The 17,821-nt window shown below is 36.0% G+C and carries 19 protein-coding genes; 2 read left to right on the forward strand and 17 right to left on the reverse strand.

Translation table 11 applies throughout. The features are described 5' to 3' along the window. Positions 1-108 precede the first annotated feature (108 nt). Positions 109-474 carry a winged helix-turn-helix transcriptional regulator gene (locus VB264_RS17490; protein ID WP_323251356.1) on the forward strand — a complete coding sequence of 122 codons (366 nt, stop codon included), beginning with the start codon at positions 109-111 and terminating at the stop codon, positions 472-474. Between the two features lie 155 nt (positions 475-629). On the opposite strand, the gene VB264_RS17495 is transcribed toward VB264_RS17490, so the two are convergent. The 4 genes from VB264_RS17495 to VB264_RS17510 form a co-directional block, all read right to left on the reverse strand. Continuing rightward, positions 630-1,472 (reverse strand): sialate O-acetylesterase, encoded by an 843-nt coding sequence (locus VB264_RS17495; protein WP_323251358.1) that lies wholly within the window; start codon positions 1,470-1,472, stop codon positions 630-632. A 293-nt stretch (positions 1,473-1,765) separates the two neighbouring features. Further along, positions 1,766-3,481, reverse strand: a complete 1,716-nt coding sequence (locus VB264_RS17500; RefSeq protein WP_323251360.1) for a GMC family oxidoreductase — start codon at positions 3,479-3,481, stop codon at positions 1,766-1,768. Positions 3,482-3,688: 207 nt separating this feature from the next. Then, on the reverse strand, positions 3,689-4,210 hold the full coding sequence (locus tag VB264_RS17505) for a gluconate 2-dehydrogenase subunit 3 family protein (RefSeq protein WP_323251362.1): 522 nt from the start codon (positions 4,208-4,210) through the stop codon (positions 3,689-3,691). Positions 4,211-4,588: 378 nt separating this feature from the next. Further along, positions 4,589-5,797, reverse strand: coding sequence for a 4-hydroxy-3-methylbut-2-enyl diphosphate reductase (locus VB264_RS17510; protein WP_323251417.1), 1,209 nt, complete (start codon positions 5,795-5,797; stop codon positions 4,589-4,591). Positions 5,798-6,045: 248 nt separating this feature from the next. Between VB264_RS17510 and VB264_RS17515 the strand changes: the two genes are divergently transcribed. Then, positions 6,046-6,525, forward strand: coding sequence for a flavin reductase family protein (locus tag VB264_RS17515; protein ID WP_323251364.1), 480 nt, complete (start codon positions 6,046-6,048; stop codon positions 6,523-6,525). Positions 6,526-6,758: 233 nt separating this feature from the next. Here VB264_RS17515 and prmA read toward each other — a convergent pair whose 3' ends face one another. The 13 genes from prmA to VB264_RS17580 all read right to left on the reverse strand — a co-directional run bounded on the left by prmA (position 6,759) and on the right by VB264_RS17580 (position 17,796). Next, positions 6,759-7,592, reverse strand: a complete 834-nt coding sequence (prmA, locus tag VB264_RS17520; RefSeq protein WP_323251366.1) for a 50S ribosomal protein L11 methyltransferase — start codon at positions 7,590-7,592, stop codon at positions 6,759-6,761. Between the two features lie 132 nt (positions 7,593-7,724). Next, positions 7,725-8,519 (reverse strand): DUF475 domain-containing protein, encoded by a 795-nt coding sequence (locus VB264_RS17525; protein WP_323251368.1) that lies wholly within the window; start codon positions 8,517-8,519, stop codon positions 7,725-7,727. 22 nt (positions 8,520-8,541) lie between these two features. Further along, a complete protein-coding gene (locus VB264_RS17530) occupies positions 8,542-10,050 on the reverse strand; it encodes a helix-hairpin-helix domain-containing protein (RefSeq protein ID WP_323251370.1) in 1,509 nt (502 codons plus the stop codon). Positions 10,051-10,403: 353 nt separating this feature from the next. Continuing rightward, positions 10,404-11,828, reverse strand: coding sequence for a PP2C family serine/threonine-protein phosphatase (locus tag VB264_RS17535; protein ID WP_323251372.1), 1,425 nt, complete (start codon positions 11,826-11,828; stop codon positions 10,404-10,406). An 8-nt stretch (positions 11,829-11,836) separates the two neighbouring features. Next, positions 11,837-12,928, reverse strand: coding sequence for a TerY-C metal binding domain-containing protein (locus VB264_RS17540; protein WP_323251374.1), 1,092 nt, complete (start codon positions 12,926-12,928; stop codon positions 11,837-11,839). A 9-nt stretch (positions 12,929-12,937) separates the two neighbouring features. Continuing rightward, the gene (locus VB264_RS17545; protein WP_309915169.1) at positions 12,938-13,192 is read right to left on the reverse strand and encodes a hypothetical protein; all 255 of its coding nucleotides are present in this window, start codon (positions 13,190-13,192) and stop codon (positions 12,938-12,940) included. Beyond that, positions 13,192-13,827: a vWA domain-containing protein gene (locus VB264_RS17550; RefSeq protein WP_309915165.1), complete on the reverse strand. Its 636-nt coding sequence runs from the start codon at positions 13,825-13,827 to the stop codon at positions 13,192-13,194. The genes VB264_RS17545 and VB264_RS17550 overlap by 1 nt, the downstream gene beginning before the upstream one ends. A gap of 12 nt (positions 13,828-13,839) precedes the next feature. Continuing rightward, positions 13,840-14,478 (reverse strand): vWA domain-containing protein, encoded by a 639-nt coding sequence (locus tag VB264_RS17555; RefSeq protein ID WP_309915163.1) that lies wholly within the window; start codon positions 14,476-14,478, stop codon positions 13,840-13,842. An 86-nt stretch (positions 14,479-14,564) separates the two neighbouring features. Further along, positions 14,565-15,005 (reverse strand): hypothetical protein, encoded by a 441-nt coding sequence (locus tag VB264_RS17560; protein ID WP_323251378.1) that lies wholly within the window; start codon positions 15,003-15,005, stop codon positions 14,565-14,567. 15 nt (positions 15,006-15,020) lie between these two features. After that, positions 15,021-15,680, reverse strand: a complete 660-nt coding sequence (locus VB264_RS17565; protein ID WP_323251380.1) for a TerD family protein — start codon at positions 15,678-15,680, stop codon at positions 15,021-15,023. 16 nt (positions 15,681-15,696) lie between these two features. Beyond that, positions 15,697-16,251 carry a TerD family protein gene (locus VB264_RS17570; RefSeq protein WP_309915154.1) on the reverse strand — a complete coding sequence of 185 codons (555 nt, stop codon included), beginning with the start codon at positions 16,249-16,251 and terminating at the stop codon, positions 15,697-15,699. Between the two features lies 1 nt (position 16,252). Further along, positions 16,253-17,098, reverse strand: coding sequence for a phosphoribosyltransferase family protein (locus tag VB264_RS17575; protein WP_323251383.1), 846 nt, complete (start codon positions 17,096-17,098; stop codon positions 16,253-16,255). After that, complete coding sequence (locus VB264_RS17580) at positions 17,098-17,796, reverse strand: HAD family hydrolase (protein ID WP_323251385.1); 699 nt, start codon at positions 17,794-17,796, stop codon at positions 17,098-17,100. The genes VB264_RS17575 and VB264_RS17580 overlap by 1 nt, the downstream gene beginning before the upstream one ends. Positions 17,797-17,821: the final 25 nt, after the last annotated feature.

Here is a 17,821-nt window from a genome sequence, read left to right on the forward strand (position 1 = left end):
TTACTTTTGGAGAGTAAAAGTAGTTTGCATTTAATAATTAATCAAGAAGGCACTTAAAAGTTAGACACTTACTTCAACGTAATTATTACTGATAATCAACCCATTATGATGGAAAAAATAATAGAAAATTTTACAGTTTCAGCCAACTGTCCTGTTAGAAACGTACTGGATAGGTTTGGCGATAAATGGTCGATATTAATTCTTATGGTTTTAGGGCAAAACGGCACGATGCGTTTTAACGAAATCAATAAGACAATCGGAGATATTTCACAAAAAATGCTGACTGTCACCTTGAGGACTTTAGAGGCCGATGGACTAATATCAAGACAAGTATTTCCTGAGATTCCGCCTAGGGTAGAATACCAATTGACTCATTTAGGCTTTAGTCTTATTCCGCATATTAATAATTTAGCCACATGGGCAAACGAGCATATTGTAGAAATTAAGAGTTCTAGAGAGAAGTTTAAGGTGTAATGGCATCATAAACAAATTACTCCACACAAAATGCGTGGAGTAAATCTACACTACAACAAATTTATGAATCGTTAATTCCCTTTGTTTAGAAGAAGGGTATTAATCTCTTATTTTATCGACCTTTTGATGAGGTACCAGTATTTTTACGGAGGAATTTAATGTTGAATCAAGGTAAGCATTTTGATAGCGTATCTTTTACCTAATTCGCGATAACCTGCCGCATTAAAATGCAAATTATCGGCTGCATCAGTACATCCTGCGGAAGAAATAACATGAGCATTTGGAATAGTTTGCGGTAACGTAGCAATGATTTTGTTCATACTAGCACAAATGCCTCCTTGGTCTGCATTAACTGTTTCTCCAGCAAGCAATGGAACCTCCTCAGCTTTTAAATGAAGGTCATTCATAAGGTTATCATACACTATCTTTACTTTTTTAGTCCAAAGCGTATCATTTGTGTTGGATTCTCCCTGATGAAGCAATATGCCTTTAATCACACCATCCTTCTGTGCTAATTTGGCCATTTCTACCAAACGACCATACGGATTTCCGTCGTATTCTTTTATCATGTTTTTCATCCAAGACGGCGCAGTACTCGTATAAGTTTCAAAATGGTCTTTATCGAACAATTCGATTTTACAACCGCCTATCGCAACATTGATAATGCCCACTTTTATATTTTCAGGGAGGTTTTCAATCATCGTCCTACCAAAATAATCTCCGGGGGTAATTCCTGTACGACAACGACACAAAGGAGGAATGGCAGTATACCATTGCCCTTTGCTCCTACCCAAATTAGGGCAGTCAACAGCTTCCATTACTTGAAAGCGAGGATTGACGTTAACGGTATCTTGGGCTTCCACAGGAGCATTTCCTTCCATGTTCGACTGCCCGAAACTTAAGTAAATATGAAAGTTAGTATCTTGACCTAAAGCGGTAATACACGACGATAAAAAGAAGCTTAGTAGTAATGCGTACTTAAAAGGATTTTGTTTCATGGTTATTATTAAAATATATCAATATTTAAGGATATAAAGTAAGCCATTTAGTTTTTGTTTCATTAGCACATTTTAACATATATGTATCGAAAATGTTCAATCCCTTCTAAACAAAAGCTAATTTTATAACATTATAGATAGTGATTAGCATTGAGTAATAAGCATTCAGCTTTGAGCTTTTATTTGCCGATATATTTTATTAACTGAAAAAGGGTAAGCATCAAATTCGATGCTTACCCTTTTTCAGTTTTATTATTTCTTAAATCTCAAAGCTAATAGCTCATTACTCAACGCTATAAAGTTCCCTTTCTCATTTCTTTTACAGCATAATCAACTGAGCGAGCTGTCATTGCCATATACGTAAGCGATGGGTTTTGTGTTGATGTTGACGTCATAGAAGCACCATCTGTTACAAATACATTTTTACAGCTATGAATCGCATTCCATTTATTCAAGATAGATGTCTTAGGGTCTTTTCCCATTCTTGCACCACCCATTTCGTGAATATCTAAGCCAGGTGTACGGTTTGAATCGTTCGTTCTAATATTAGTGAATCCAGCTTTTGTATACATTTCCGTGAATTGTTCAAAGAAATCTTTCACCATCTTGCGGTCGTTATCATCATAATCAACCGAAATTCTCAGTTGAGGAATTCCCCAAGGGTCTACTTTCGATTTATCTAAAGCTACATAATTACTTTCCTTCGGAATAGTTTCGCCCATCATGTGCGAACCAACATTCCATACATTGTTATATGCTGGTTTCAATAAAGCTTTTTTCAAATCTTCTCCTAAACCACTTCTATCATCGTGCTGATAATGCCCAGCCGAGAACCCAGCCGCATAACCACGCAAGAAATCCGTTTCTTGTTTTTCAACGTTTCTGAAACGAGGAACATAAGCTGAATTTGGTTTACGTCCATCGGTTGTACTATCCAAGAATCCTTCGTATTCAGCATCAATAGTTGCTGTATAATTATGGAAGGCTACGTATTTTCCTAATAAACCACTATCATTTCCTAATCCGTTCGGGAAACGATGTGAAGTAGAATTCAACAATACCAAATTTGAATTTAAAGCGGCCGCATTTACAAAAATAATTCGCGCATAAAACTCCATCATTTCCTTGGTAGTAGCATCAATTACTCTTACGCCTGTAGCCTTGCCTTTTTTCTCATCATAAATGATTGAATGCACTACTGAATTCGGACGTAATGTTAGTTTACCTGTTTTAGCAGCCCAAGGCAACGTTGATGAATTACTACTAAAATAACCTCCATACGGACAACCACGTTCACAAATCGTTCTGCTCTGGCATTGTGCTCGTCCTTGGTCGTAATGCACTTGCTTAGGTGATGTAAGGTGTGCACAACGTCCTGTAATAATATGACGGTCTTTGTAGTTTTTGGCTACTTGCTCTTTAAAGTATTTTTCAACACAGTTTAATTCATGTGGGGCTAAAAATTCACCGTCTGGCAAACTAGGCACATTATCTTTATTGCCAGAAATTCCAGCAAACTTTTCTACATAACTATACCACGGAGCAATGTCTGCATAGCGTATTGGCCAATCTACAGCGAAGCCGTCGCGAGCAGGCCCTTGGAAATCGTATTCAGACCAACGCTGTGTTTGGCGAGCCCATAGCAACGATTTTCCACCAGTTTGGTAGCCACGAATCCAATCAAAGGGTTTTTCTTGTACATAAGGATGTTCGGCATCTTTTACAAAAAATTGTTCCGTACCTTCATAAAAGGCATAACATTTACTTACGATTGGATTAGCATCTTTTACATCTTTGTTAATACGTCCGTGGTGTTCAAATTCCCAAGGTTGCATCAAAGTAGTTGGATAGTCGATTACGTGTTTTACATCTCTTCCTCGCTCCAGTACTAGTGTACGTAACCCTTTTCCTGTAAGTTCTTTAGCAGCCCAGCCACCACTTATTCCTGAACCAATCACGATGGCATCGTAAGTTTGGTTCTTTATAGCATCTATATTTAAATTGGACATAATCTTTTTAAAATAAAATTTGAGAGTAGTAATAAGTAGTTATTAGTAAATAGTGATTGGTGAACGCTCTGCCGTAGCGGTAGCATTTCAAATTCCTAATTATCGATTGTTTATGATAAATGAAAACGTTGCTTAATTGTATTAATTACTCAATTAATGCGTGAATACATTACTTAGATGTTTAACCCATTAAACAAAATTTTGATATTATTTCTTGATGGGTACACAGCCATGAAAACGCCCTGGAACCATTTCAAAAATTCTTAGATTAGTCATCACATATTCAGAAACCAAGTATCCATCAATCGTAAGCCCTTTTACTAATTGAATAAATCCTTTGTCATCACTGTTTTGTGAGGTACTCATTTTCTTTAGAGTGTTTAATTTTTGTGTTGAATCGCTTTCTACAAAAGTTTTACCATTTTCTTTTTTTGATAATTCATCTACAGAAACAAGCCCTTTTGCAAAAACATCTTGTGACTTTTTATCATAGCAGTCTGCTACCATTTTCAAGATAAATTTATCTGCACCAAGCTCTTTTGCACCAGGTGTATCTGTTTTTGGAATAATAGTCTCTACGATTTCTGCCAATAAAGCCTCTTGGGAATAGCTAATCTTAAAGGTATTATTTTGAAGTGATTCTTTACTCCAAGCATTTGCCCAAGCTGGTAAAACGATTGTTCCCCCAATCGTAAGAGCCAAGTTTTTGATTGCCGAACGTCTTTGCATTATGTTAAGGTTAATTTATGAATACAAATAAAAGATTTTTTACCCTAGGGATTAGACTGAGTTATGTGGTTTTATCACCAGTTAAAATTCAACTTAGTAAAGGCGATTTTTCAACACTTTTAGCTTGAATCTATCATTTACCTTTTTGGAATAAAAATCAAGGCTTTAAGTTACAATATATAATTTTATTTTAGGGCAAACTGTATTTTGTAAAGATAGCTTTACGTAAATAATACCTATTTATTGTAAAACCGTCTAACCTTATAAATTTCCCATAAAATAAGGGTAATAAAGATAGGAAGAAGAGAATATTAAGCTACATGGATTTTGAGCAATGTGTTTTGTTGAATTGTGATTTTCTCACAATTCAACAAAAATTTAGCCCTGAACAGGCTGTGCATCTGGGAAAAATGAATGCAATTTCAATAAGATAGATTCAACCACCGCATCAGGACATGACGCTCCGCAAGTAAGCATAATCGTTACTTGTTCTTTTTTGGGTAAAAAATCACTCGTATTTTTTTCAGTTTTTGAATGTAAATCAAAATGACTGATGATATTTTTCGTTAGAATTTTATCGGCAGAAGAAATAAAATAAGTAGGTAGTTTTTGTTCACAAAGCTCTACTAAATGTGAGGTATTTGATGAATTATACCCACCCGCTACTATTACTAAATCGGCATCTTCTTTCAATAGCCCATAAGTAGCACTCTGGTTATCGTTGGTAGCATAACAAAGGGTATCTCGGGTATCTGCGAAATAGGCTGTTACATCGTTCCCTTCAATATTATGTTTTTGAACCATTATTTGCTTTAAATAATCAGCAATTCCCTGTGTATCAGAAGCTAGCATTGTAGTTTGGTTTACTACACCGATTCTTTGTAAATCTTTAGCTACATCAAAACCTTCTGAAAACTGTCCACTAAATTCTTCATAAAATTGTTCTGCTGGTTTTTCGCCTGTAATGTACTTTGCCAATTCAATGCTTTGCTTCATGTCTTTTACAACCACTGTGGCAGCATTTTCTTTGGCGTGCGAAAATGTGGCCCTGGTTTCCTCATGTGCAGGTTTTCCATGCACTACAATCGTATAATCTTTCTGACCAATTGCTGTAGCACGGTTCCAAACTTTTTCTACGAAAGGACAAGTAGTATCGTATTGATAAGCATTAATACCTATTTCAGAAAGGCGTTGTTGTATTTCAACTGTCGTACCAAAAGCAGGTACAATTACGACATCGTCTGAAGTCAGTTCAACCCAAGGTATTAATTGTTTACCAGAAGTATCCATGATAAAGCTAACCCCTCTGCTTAATAAATCAGCATTTACATCAGGATTATGAATCATCTCTGATAATAGAAAAATTCTTTTATCAGGGTTTTCTTCTATCGTTCTGTATGCTATTTCAACGGCATTTTCTACACCATAACAAAAGCCAAAATGCCTAGAAATCAAGAACTTTACGGTGCCGTAGTCTAAGACTGTTGGTGTAAAGTCTTTTTTGAGTTTATCTTGAACACGGCGTTTCTCCTTGATACCGCCGATGATAGTACTCTTGTATAGATCAGGAATCTGAAATGATTTCATTTTCTTCATTTTTCTTCGAGCATCTCCTTCTGAAGGAGCCTCCACCCGAAACAGTTCAATATCAGAAGAATTACTAATTACCTCCATCTCTTTAAACAACTTTTTTGATTAACAGTTTTCAAAGTTACACGAAAAGTGTAAAATCAGGCCAAATAATTATTAGTAATTGCGCAATGGGTCACTAAAGTAAAAGTTTTATTTCTTTCTAATAATCTGTTTTGTAATTTATAAATCCTATAAAAATTACCATGAGTAAATCTTTATTAAAATACAAAAATTACGATGTGCATGCTATCACAACGGTTTCGCCATTAGGAAAAATAAATGCCAACATTGCCACTTGGGTTATGCAAAGTGCTATGCAGGGGAAGTTTATTACAGTGGCTTTATACAAAACGGACTATACCATCGAATTGGTACGAGAAAGTATGATACTGAATGTAAATCTTTTGGCGAAAGACCAAGCTAAAAAGCTCATTACGAAACTGGGCAGGAAAAGTGGCAGGACTTCTAACAAATTTGTAAACTTACCTTTTGAGGTAGACGAAAGGGGTTGTCCCTACCTTACAGAAGCCATAGGTTATGTGCAATGTAGATGTGTAGGAAGTATAGATTCTGGCGACCACGAATTATTTGTCTGTGAAGTATTAACACAAAAAGTATTGAATCCAGATAAAGAGGTATTGACGAATGATTATTTAAGAGCCGAGGGATTGGTGAGGGGGTAAATGGATTTCGGCTGTCAGCTATCGGATTGGGGTATTATAAAAACATTTAAAAAACAAAACGGCAAATCTGAAGATTGCCGCTACATTTTATCTTATCATTATATACGAAGCTGTTTAAACTTTCCCTTTCGGATTAAACTAAGTCTTTTAGAATACTTTCACCTCAGAAACGGAAAGTTTAAACAGCTTCTACATCTCAAAACCGAAATCCGATAGCTGATAGCCAAAGTCAATTATTTTCTTTCAAAAATGACAGCAGCCCAATTGTTTTTATTTTCCGTATGTGTTTTGACTAATCCAGCTTCTTTCGCTACGCTTTCTATGTCCTCAATATCATGTTGATAAAAACCACTTACAATCAATTTTGAAGGGGCAGGTTTCATAAACGCTACATATTTTGGAATATCACGCATCAGGATATTCCTGTTGATATTAGCCAAAATAATATCGTATTGGTCAGCAGGTTCATCTTCGATAGTTCCTTGACGAATTACGATGTTATCACAATCATTCAATTGTACATTTTCACGCGAATTCTCGGCAGCCCATTCTTCAATATCAAAACCTGCTACTTCCGAAGCCCCTAATTTTGAAGCAAAAATGGCTAATATTCCTGTTCCACAACCTACGTCTAATACTTTTTTTCCTTGATGGTCTATCTCCATTTGTAAACTCAACACCATCGAAGTAGTTTCATGATGTCCTGTTCCGAAAGACATTTTAGGATTAATCAACAACTCATATTGAATAGTTGGGTCAGGCTCATGAAAATTAGCACGTACTCTCACACGACCGTTTGCTGCTAAGATAGGCTCATAGTTTTTCTCCCATTCCTCATTCCAGTTCTTTTTTTCTAAAGTCAAGTAGCTATAACTAATAGGAGTCATCGCTAAATATCGCTCCATAATTTCATCCAGTTGCTCTTCCGAAAACAAATCTTCTGTAATATAGGCGTTCAAACCCTCCGCTTCTTCGGTAAAAGTTTCGTAGCCAATTTCACCTAACTCAGCCATGAAAATATCCGAAAATTCTGGGTTGATGTTTAGTTTTACTTCTATGTAGTTCATGATTAAATTTTGATTTGCTTGTTTGCAGCCCCAAAGATAATATTTTCCAATGGCTTAATCTTAATATTTTGGGATGTAACAAATTTATGAACATACAAACAACATAGATTGTAATGAAATAAATAGATTGTATCAGACGTCTTTATTATTTGCTTTCGGAAAATTGAAAAGTAAAGAGGTAATAATAGGAATAAAGAAAATACCAACAGTCAGTCCTGAAATTACAATATCTGCAATATGGCTTTTTAGAAACTGACTAAAACCACTCTCTGGATAAAGATACTCATATAACGACAATAATAATTTTAACCCTAAAATAGCGATGACAATAAAAGCCGAAGTTTCTAAAAAACTGTACTTTTCCATCAATTTAACAAACCATTGTGCGATAAATCTCATCGCTAAAATACCAATAAATACCCCTATACAAACCAAAATAATATTGGGTGTAAACGCTACAGCCGCAAAAACATTATCGATTGAAAAAGCCATATCCATTAATTCTACCAAAGCTACTGTAGCCCAAAAAGTACCTAATGAACCAACAGTTAATTTATAAAGCCAATTGCTTTTTTTATCAATTAAATCATCTTCGGTAGTTTCAGTTTGTTTGCCTTTCCACCAGTCAAAAACTAGGTATAAAAGATAAAGCCCTCCAATTGGCTTTAGCCACCAAATACTAATGAGAATTGAAGCGAAAATCATGGCTATTCCTCTGAAAAAGTATGCGCCCCAAATACCATATTTTAATGCTTTATCTCGCTGATTTTGGGGTAAGTCCATTACCATGGTAGCTAAAACAGCCGCATTATCAACCGATAGTAAACTTTCGATAATAATTAAATTTCCAATGATGGCAAGTGAATTGCCAGGATGGTTGATTACATCTTGCCATAGGATGCTAATATCTTGAATTAACGAATTCATTTTAAATGAGTTAAGTTTTAAATTATTGATTTGCCATCGTGATTACCACTACTCTTCCACCGTCTTCTTTTGATAGTAATAGTTTTTTCCCATTAGTTAATATTACCATTTCGTTAATACCTATCATTTTATCTTCTGTTAAATCCTTGAGTCCTGTTAGTTTTTGGTTCACTAAAACCCAAGCATTATTATAAAAAGTAAAGTATCCAACGGGTTCTTTTTGGGCAGGTGTCAGGCGTTCGTTTCGGGTTATGTTACGATTTACATGCCACTGAAATAGATATTGATTGTTGTAAACCATCAGTCGATGGTTTTCTGGATGCCACACACTTGGTTTAAATTGGTGATATAGGTCTAATACAGGGAGTGTTCCTTTGTGGGGAGTACCACAAAAAGGGCATTTTGGCGTGGTGGTATTATCAAAAACGTACCACTTTTGTTCACAGGCTGTATTACTACAGGGCTGCATCAAGTCTGTAGTTTTTAATAGTGCCTGTTCCCACATATCGGCATTTGGGCGTTCGCTGGGATTGTGTAGTCCTTTGATAAAGGCTAGGTTAAATAACTCTTTTAGGTATGGCCCCGTTAGGGTATAAGGTAGCTTATTCACATCTGCCCAATAGGTATCCCATTTAGATATTTGGTTCATCTTGGGCCTGTTAGTAGCATCTGTGGGATGTTCGATAAACAAGGCTTTTTCGCCCATTGAAAGCAAATCATCCTTTTCTGTATCTAAATCATGCACTTTGCCTCCTTTTAGCGGATGCCTGTGTAGCAGATACATATAGATTAAACACGCCAAGGCGTGAAGGTCAGTTAAACGATTGGGTAGCTTGCGGTTAGGGTCTGTTCTGCCCAGATGTTTGGTAGCTAGTACCTCTGGAGCGATAAAGTCGGCTGTGCCAATTACTTCTGCTGCAAATAGCCCCGGCACTACTAAACCGTCTAAATCAATCATACAGGCAGACTTAGTAACTGGGTCAACCAAGACATTATTGTATGATAAATCCGAATGCGATAAACCCATTTGGTGCATTTTTTTTACGCCCCTAGCCAAATTGACACAAATCTGAAAATACCCCAACCAGTTACCCAATTCGCTTTCGTCCAAACGCAAAGGGAAAAGCTTATTCCTAAACTTAGAAGCAGCAAACCACTTTCCATTTTTTTCTTCGCCTTGAATTAAATCACTAGTAGCATAGCCTTTCTTAAAAAAGAATTTTGAGTTATATATTGGTACAATTAAACCCGTTTTGCCTTCAATTTCAATCACATCAGTAGGCCAACGATATATTTCTTCTAGGTAATAATCTCCTGCTTCTTTGGTTTTTATGGCATTGTAATACTGGGTTACAATCTTCGTAAGTCTTTCCTTTTGGTTAAAGTCTTGTTTATCTTTAAAAATAGCGACTACGTATTTTTTGTCAGGGCTAAAATACACATTTTTTGCCGTGCCACTCTTGGGGTTTCCGTTATCAACATATTGATAAGTGGAATCGTTGATGATGGATTTTACTGTAATTACACCCATTATTTAGGAGTTGTGAGTTGTAAGCGATGAGTTTTGAATTTGATATATTGCTAGTTAGCACTTTAATTCACAAAACAACGTCGTTTGTTTTAAATGTACTACTTTAACAATTGAAGCTGTTTAAACTTTCCGTTTCTAAGGTGAAAGTATTGTATTTTTGAATTGATTTTTTCAAAATTTGAGAAGCATAGCATCGCTACGTTGAGTAAATTTTGGAACAAGCTATGCTAAAAGACTTAGTTTAACCCGAAAGGGAAAGTTTAAACAGCTTCATTGGTAATTTATGAGCAGTCCGTCGCCGCAGTTTAACTTTATAATTACTAAATCGCTCATTCATTAAATCACTCAATTACTTAAAATATAACTGCCAATGTTCTGTCATCATGATTGCCAGAACTCCAAAAATCCATCCATGCCGATAGTTGATTGGCTATTTCGATGTTTTCGGGGTTGAAGGCTACTGTAATTTTTTCTTCGTTGTTTCCGCCTAAATCATCCAAAAAGGCTTGCCAATTTTCGATTTTTTCTAGGTTGGCTTCTACCACAAACTTAGGGTCGTAGATACCGTCGGTCATTAGCATTAAATACGAAAAGTCATCTACTAATTTAAAGCCAAAACGGGTGCTGAATTTATTGCTACTGAATATTTCAGACATTGTTATAAATCTTGTACCTCCGCCATACTCACCTACATCTAGCCAATTCATTAATTTAATCTCAGTCAAGTCTTTGTTCAACAGTCCTATTGGGCAGTCGCCCACCCCAAACGACAGGATGGCATAGCCGAAGTCATATTTCTTGAATAAAACAAATATCAGAGTAGTATGAAAATCCTTGAGGTTTGCTTGGGTATCTGTAGCAAAAGCTTCTAGCTGTTTATGAACAGTAAAGGCAGCCGTTCCTAATTTGTTATACACAAAAAGGTTGAGTTTCTTTTGGGTATCTTCGCCAATGCCAGCGTTATGTTCCAGTAGAAGATTATCAAACTCAGCAAAGGATGTTGCCGTTAAATTTTCAGAGAAATAGTCGATGATACCATCACAGGCTAGTTTTGAGCCTTTTCTTGAAAACTTGGCACTGCCTGCACCATCCGCAACGCATACTAGGTTCCAGCCCGTATCTGGAAAATGCTTAAAGGCAAAATCATCATCCCTAAACGAACCCACATTGGCATGCGAACGCCCCCTTTTAGATGCCACCACAATGTGCCTGTCGCCTAGTTTATCAAAAGCATCAGCCTTGTCTTGCTTCCAATAGTTATCCTCTTGTTGGGTGCTGGGTATATCTTTCCAAAGCGACTTTGGGTCGGCATTGATAATCAATGGAATGCGTTTTTCGTTCAATACTGAATCGTCGGCTTCGCCCCTCACTCTGAATTTCATAGAGATTTTAAAATCTCCGCTTTGGGTAGGCGTTCCATTGATGCTTTCAGACTCGTTGTCGTAAGCTAAACCTAGGTGTTCTAAATTTTCAAATTCTGTAAAAACAATGTTGTCTTCCTCCATACCGCCAAGTTTGCCCAAATCTAAAATGGCTTTATAGGGTTTGCCTACGGTAGCATTGGGTATTACAAGATGCGTTTCAATGATGTCCTGTATGATATTCTTTATTCTCCATTGCTCTATCATCATTTCTTGGTTTTCTTGTATGGTTTTTACGGCTTTAATATTGCTTTCATTTTGAACAAACTCCTCAAAAAATTGTTTTCTGCGGCTTGGTACTACTATGTTTATTTGTGCAAAAAGGGTGTCTATGTACTGCTTCGTTGTTTGGTTCATGGTAGGTATTATCCTTGGGTTCTGTTTACGTCAAATCCGCCACTACTAAAACCATAACTTCCGTGTACACCGCACGAAGGGCAAGTTGCACTTATTTCAGCTTCATTTTTATCATTTTCGTTTATATTTTGTGTGCCAACACAATGTAGTTCTCCACAGGCACACATCGCAAACGCGTATTGGTTGCCACAACATGGGCAGGCGGGCATCCCTACCAGTTCTTCTGTATTGATTTTTGCAGAGATACCGTTGATGTCTGTTAACTCGTTGTACGTATCATCTACTTTATAGGCTCCTACAAGCCTGTACGAAAGGCTTTGATAACTAAAGCCCATTGTATTAGCATTACTCAAAAACTTCTTGTACTTGATAAGATATGGTTTTTTAGTATTTTGGCATTTTCCTGCTAATACTACAAAATTATTATCGATATACTGCTGTGCGGGCTTGGCTTTAGCATCGGTAAAATCTATTTTGGTAAGCGAGCTATCGTCTAGCTTCGCCATTTCAAAACCACTATTATTGTTTTCTACACTGATGCTACTCGTTTTGATAGAGTCTGTAATCCACTTAAAGAATTTTCGGTAATCTTCGGGAGTGGCATTGTTGAACGTCAGGACGTTGTCGGTCAATTCATTTAACAAGGATAGGTCTGTACCATTGCCAAAAGAAATGGCTACCATGTTGGCCGTTTTGCCCCAATGCTGTTTCCATTCTGTTATGGCGGCTTTGGTATCATCTGTTGGCACGCCGTCTGTCAATAAAAATACAATGGGTTTCCAGTCGCCTTTTTGTTCCATGGTAGTTTTTACGATGTTTCGGCGTAATTCAAACATCAAATGCCCGAGTCCATTACTAAGCGAAGTTCCTCCTCCTATTGGAAATCGGGGAGGATAAAAACTTACTACTTCCTGTAAGGGTACTAAGGTTTTTGCTTGTCCCGCAAAGACGATAATGGAAATCCAAACGGTTTCGATAGCGTAAGGGTCGGTTTTGATGGCTTTGATGATGGTAGCGATACCATCTTCTACTTGCTGGATTGGGTCGCCCACCATTGATTCGGATACATCAATCAAGAAGTAAATAGGGAGTCGTCTCATTGTTTTACATTAAAATAATCGGTTCAACAATAGCAGAATTATTAATAATACAATTTGTGACATATCGACAGACAGCCCTTGCCCAACCTCAAAGGGTTTAAAGGCAGATTTTAGTCCGTTGAGAATAGGGGTAAATAAGCTACTAAAAAAATCAAAAGCACTTTTGAACTGACCGCCTAGTCTATCTTTATAAGGCAAAAGTTTTGAATAAAGGAATAAACCAACGATAAGGATATTGATTAAAATATGGAGTATTAGGTTCATTATATTACAATATTTATTTCGCTTGGAGGAGGAGGTAAAGCGACAGATTCGCCCGTACCTTGGCTTTTATTTCCTTGTTCTATGGTATCTGAAACCCATTTAAAAAACTGCTTCAAGGTAGTGCTATCGGCATTGTCTAAATGAATTACGCTATCAGTCAATTCTTTCAAGAGGCTATCGTCTGCTAGTTTGCCTGCGGCACAGCATACAATCGCTCCAAAATTAAGGGACTTTATTTGCGGAAGCATCTCTCTATACAGTTGCAAATCGTTGGGTTTGCCATCTGTAAAAAGGAATAATAGGGGTTTCCAGTCGCCTTTTTGGGTGGGACTGCCCTTGATAATATCCGTTTTTACTTTTTGATACAGCATCTCTAGTGCCTTGCCTGTGTGGGTAGGCCCACTCTGCGGACAAGTGATTTCGGGCAACTGAAAAGAGGCTAATTCTGTAAGGGGTACTATTTCTTTTACTTCTCTATCAAAAGTTACGATACATATCCACAGCGAATCCAGTGCCTGAGCATCCATTCTGAGGGTATTAATCATACCGCTCAGGGCATTGTTTAATGCTTGGATGGGTTCGCCATACATTGAACCAGAAGTATCTAATAGAAAATAAACGGGTAATCTTCTCATCTTAGGGGTCAATTAAACTACAATATTCAGTTCTGATGGTGGCGGAGGCAATTCTTTTAAGCCTTGCACTTCTTTACCGCTGTCTTCTACCTTGGTTGATGATACACCGATAGAGGCTGTAACCCACAAAAAGAATTTTGAAATACTGGCGCTATCTGCCGTGTCTAAGCTAACTACATCATTCGTGATTTGCTTCAAAATAGAAGTATCTGCACCACTACCAGCAGCACAAGCAATTGTAAAAGCAGTTTTATGCTTTTTAAACTCCGTTAATCCATGTTGCCAGTTATCTGTTGGAACACCATCAGTCATAATAAAAACCAAAGGCTTCCAATCACCTTTTTGTTCCATCGTGGTTTTAGCAACTTCTCGCTCAATACAATTACTAACTAATTTAAGGGCTTCTCCTAAAGCAGTTACTCCTGAGGCTTTTATATCAACCATCTGAAAAGAGGCTAAATCTGTCAATGGAATTATTTGCTGTGCACTAGTATCAAAAGTAATTACACTAATAAAAGCTGTTTCAATGGCTTGAGGATTTTGCCGTAATGAACTTATCATTACTTGTACACCATTTTTAACGGCTTCAATAGGTTCGCCATTCATTGAGCCAGAAGTATCTAATACTAAGTAAACGGGTAGTCTTCTCATATGCTTAATCCTTTGTGGATGATTGTTTAAAAAATTGTCGATAATAATGGATTTTTAATCTATCCATCATTATCGACAATTTACAATTAATTACGCGGAATGTTGTAGGTATTGTTACCATTGGTTGTACCAGTATTTGGAATGTTGTAGGTAGGTTGACTTGTACCATTACCTTGCCCAGGAATATTATAGGTTGTGCCTGTTCCATAAGATGAATCGTTATTATTGATTTGAGACATCACTACCTCGGTAACATCTTCGCCACCACTAAAATTATTATACAATGCCCCTATAGTATAAATAGGCCCCCACGGAATACCCCACCAACCCAAAAACAGGTTTATTAATATGCTAGTCCATGAATGGGTAAAGGTAGAGCCACCCGGTTCTATATAATAAATATCAGACGTCTGTCTGAAAGTAATGAGAATGATAGAAATGGTATGTTTAAAAAATACAAATTTACCACCTTGTGCTACACCATCTCTTAGTTCGGCAGGTGTTAGACCATTAGTATTGATTTCCATAGGGGTTAGGTATGATTATAAGTATGACTGCATGATTCTGTGAATGGTTTGTCCTAAGAACATATCTTCGGTGGCATCGCCAATGGCATCAAACTTCCATTTATCATTTCGTTTGTAGAGTTTGCCTAATATCAACGAGGTTTTGCCTTTGTACTGTGGTTCTGCGGCTACATTGTAAGAAGCAAAAACAGAAGTCACTCTAGTAGGCGAGCCTTCAAACATACGGATTTTAGCATAAGGGATTAAAGAAAAATCCTCTTTACCAGCATTGTTCAAGAAAAAGTATATTTTAGTAACACTAGGGTTGATTTTGGTTAAATCTACCGTAATAATTTCATTGTCTAGCCCGTCGTCACCGCCAGTATCGCCCTGCAAATCATCACCTGTATGTCTCATGGCATTATCAATCGTATTTAATTTACCCTTAGGTAAACCGAACTTCTGTAAAACCTCAATTTTATACAACGGCGAATAGATATGATCACACAGATTGTTGTTATCATCCACCAAAATACAGCTTAAATCTAAATCTACATTTTGTTTGTTGGTCGTTAATCCAAAAAAGCCTTTCGTTTCAATTGCTCCCCAGTTAGCCCCTACACAAAAATTAGTAAGTTCAGAGCCTGATTCTTTTCTTAGGTCAATTTTCTGACCTTTCGATAAATTAATTGCCATAGTATTAGTGTTTATTTTAGTTATATTTATTTAGATAATCTTCTAAGCCTCCTTTCATTCCAGAACCGACTGCCTCAAACTTCCACTCATCACCACGCTTATAAATTCTACCAAATTCAATAGCGGTTTCAATTGAAAAGTCTTCTTCTAACTCATATTTTAGTATTTCGATATTAGTAGTTGAATCAAAAACTCTAATGTATGAATTGCGCACTTGTCCAAAATTTTGCTTTCTATCTTCTGCCTCGTGAATAGTTACTACTATACAAATTTCAGTAACATTAATATCTATTTTAGAAAGATCTATTTTAATTTGTTCATCATCTCCATCTCCATCTCCTGTTAAATTATCACCAGAATGTTCCACAGCACCATCAGGTGTTTTTGAATTATTATAGAAAACAAAATGGTTATCTGATAAGATTTTTTTATTTGCACCCATTACAAAAATTGAAGCATCCAAATCAAAATCTTTTCCTGTTGAAGAACTGTTAGTATCCCAACCTAAACCAATTGTAAATTTAGGAGCAGTCAGAGACCCTCGCTGCCCTTTTTGTAAATTAATTGCCATGTTAAATAGTTATTATATTTTGAGTTTGAGTTATTTTTTGAATGTGTGATTCTAATGTAGTCAAATTCTCTCGATAAGCCTCTATTGTATGATAGCTATTGCCAATAGCCATATCATAAAGTAATTCAAGAAAACTATTATGATGATTTTGGATAAATATTTTGAATATAGTACTATCTCCACTTAAAATGTATTTTACAATCCTAGTATTAATGGCGAATCTTTCATTTTTGATGATGCCATCTAAATCTAAGATAGATTTTACACAATAGTAGTTTAAAAAGTTCTCTACATTAGGATGAATATTTCGGTTAGATAATTCGGCAAAGTATAAAAGATGGGTTTCGTTTTCTAAATTATATTCCCTTAGCATTTTTGTAATCATCTTTTCATGACTACCAGTTATTTTAATGTCATCCAAGAAAATTAACACTTTATCTTTCAGGAAATCTTTATCTATATGAAATTTATCATTACCAATTAATTTCATACGTTGTATTTCATCCAACTCTCCATAATCTTCCTTGTACGTAATACTACGAGTAACTTTTGTTTCTTGGACAACTTGGAAATTATTTGATGCCAGCCATCTGTTTAAACGAAATACAAAATAGTTTTTCATTGCAAATGTAGCTGTAGGAATAAAAGCAAATGGACTAGAGATAACCACTATCTGAGTATCAATTGGATATTTCATTAATTGGTCCTTAATAAAACCTTCTGCCAAACATGTACCAAATTCTTGGGCTATTGCATCATCTCCATATTTGAATTTGCTATAATGAGTAGGACTAAACCCTAGGCTTTCGATACTATTAATTTTATGTAGCGAATAAGTATTTTGCATTATTTTAATAAGTCAGAAATTGTATTTTTATTTGAGTTTATTTGAAAACTATTGATTTCTATAAAATTTGCGCCATAAATATCTGCTACTAAATTATCTCCAACATGAATAATCTCACTTGAACTTATAGGTCTATTTTCTTTTAGCGTCGAGACTTTATTCAACATCAATTCGAAAAATTTGGGATTAGGTTTTGATAATCCCTCTTCATCAGAATAAAGTTGAAAATCGAAAAGATGCGCCAATTCTAATCTTTCTAATACAACTCTTAATGTTGAGCCTTTGATGAATCCAGTATTACTCAAAATACTCATTGAGATTTCATTATTCTCCTTAATGGTTTTTAATGCATTTAGTGTGTTTTCATCATAAATTACAGGAATATATTGAAAGAAAAGTAACTCCATTTCATTAAGGAGCCATGTTATATCAAGATTATGGAAAATACAATCAGATTCGTTTATCTCATAAACAACCATCAAGTACATCTCCTCTGCACTAATATTTCTACCACTTTTCTGATTGACAGCATTAACCATTAAATCTATACGACGAAAAATGATTTCTACTTCTATTAGGGTTTTCTTTGAAGCGTTGAGATGTTTAAAAAAGAAAAATGCTCTTTCTTTTTTAAAGGTAGGGTTTGATTTAATAAGTGTAAGCCAAAGGTCGAATGAATAATGCTTGTATACTTTCATAAAGGGGTAGAATTAGTGTATTTTA

The organism is Arcicella aquatica, from assembly GCF_034928825.1.
Classification (GTDB): Bacteria; Bacteroidota; Bacteroidia; order Cytophagales; family Spirosomataceae; genus Arcicella; species Arcicella aquatica.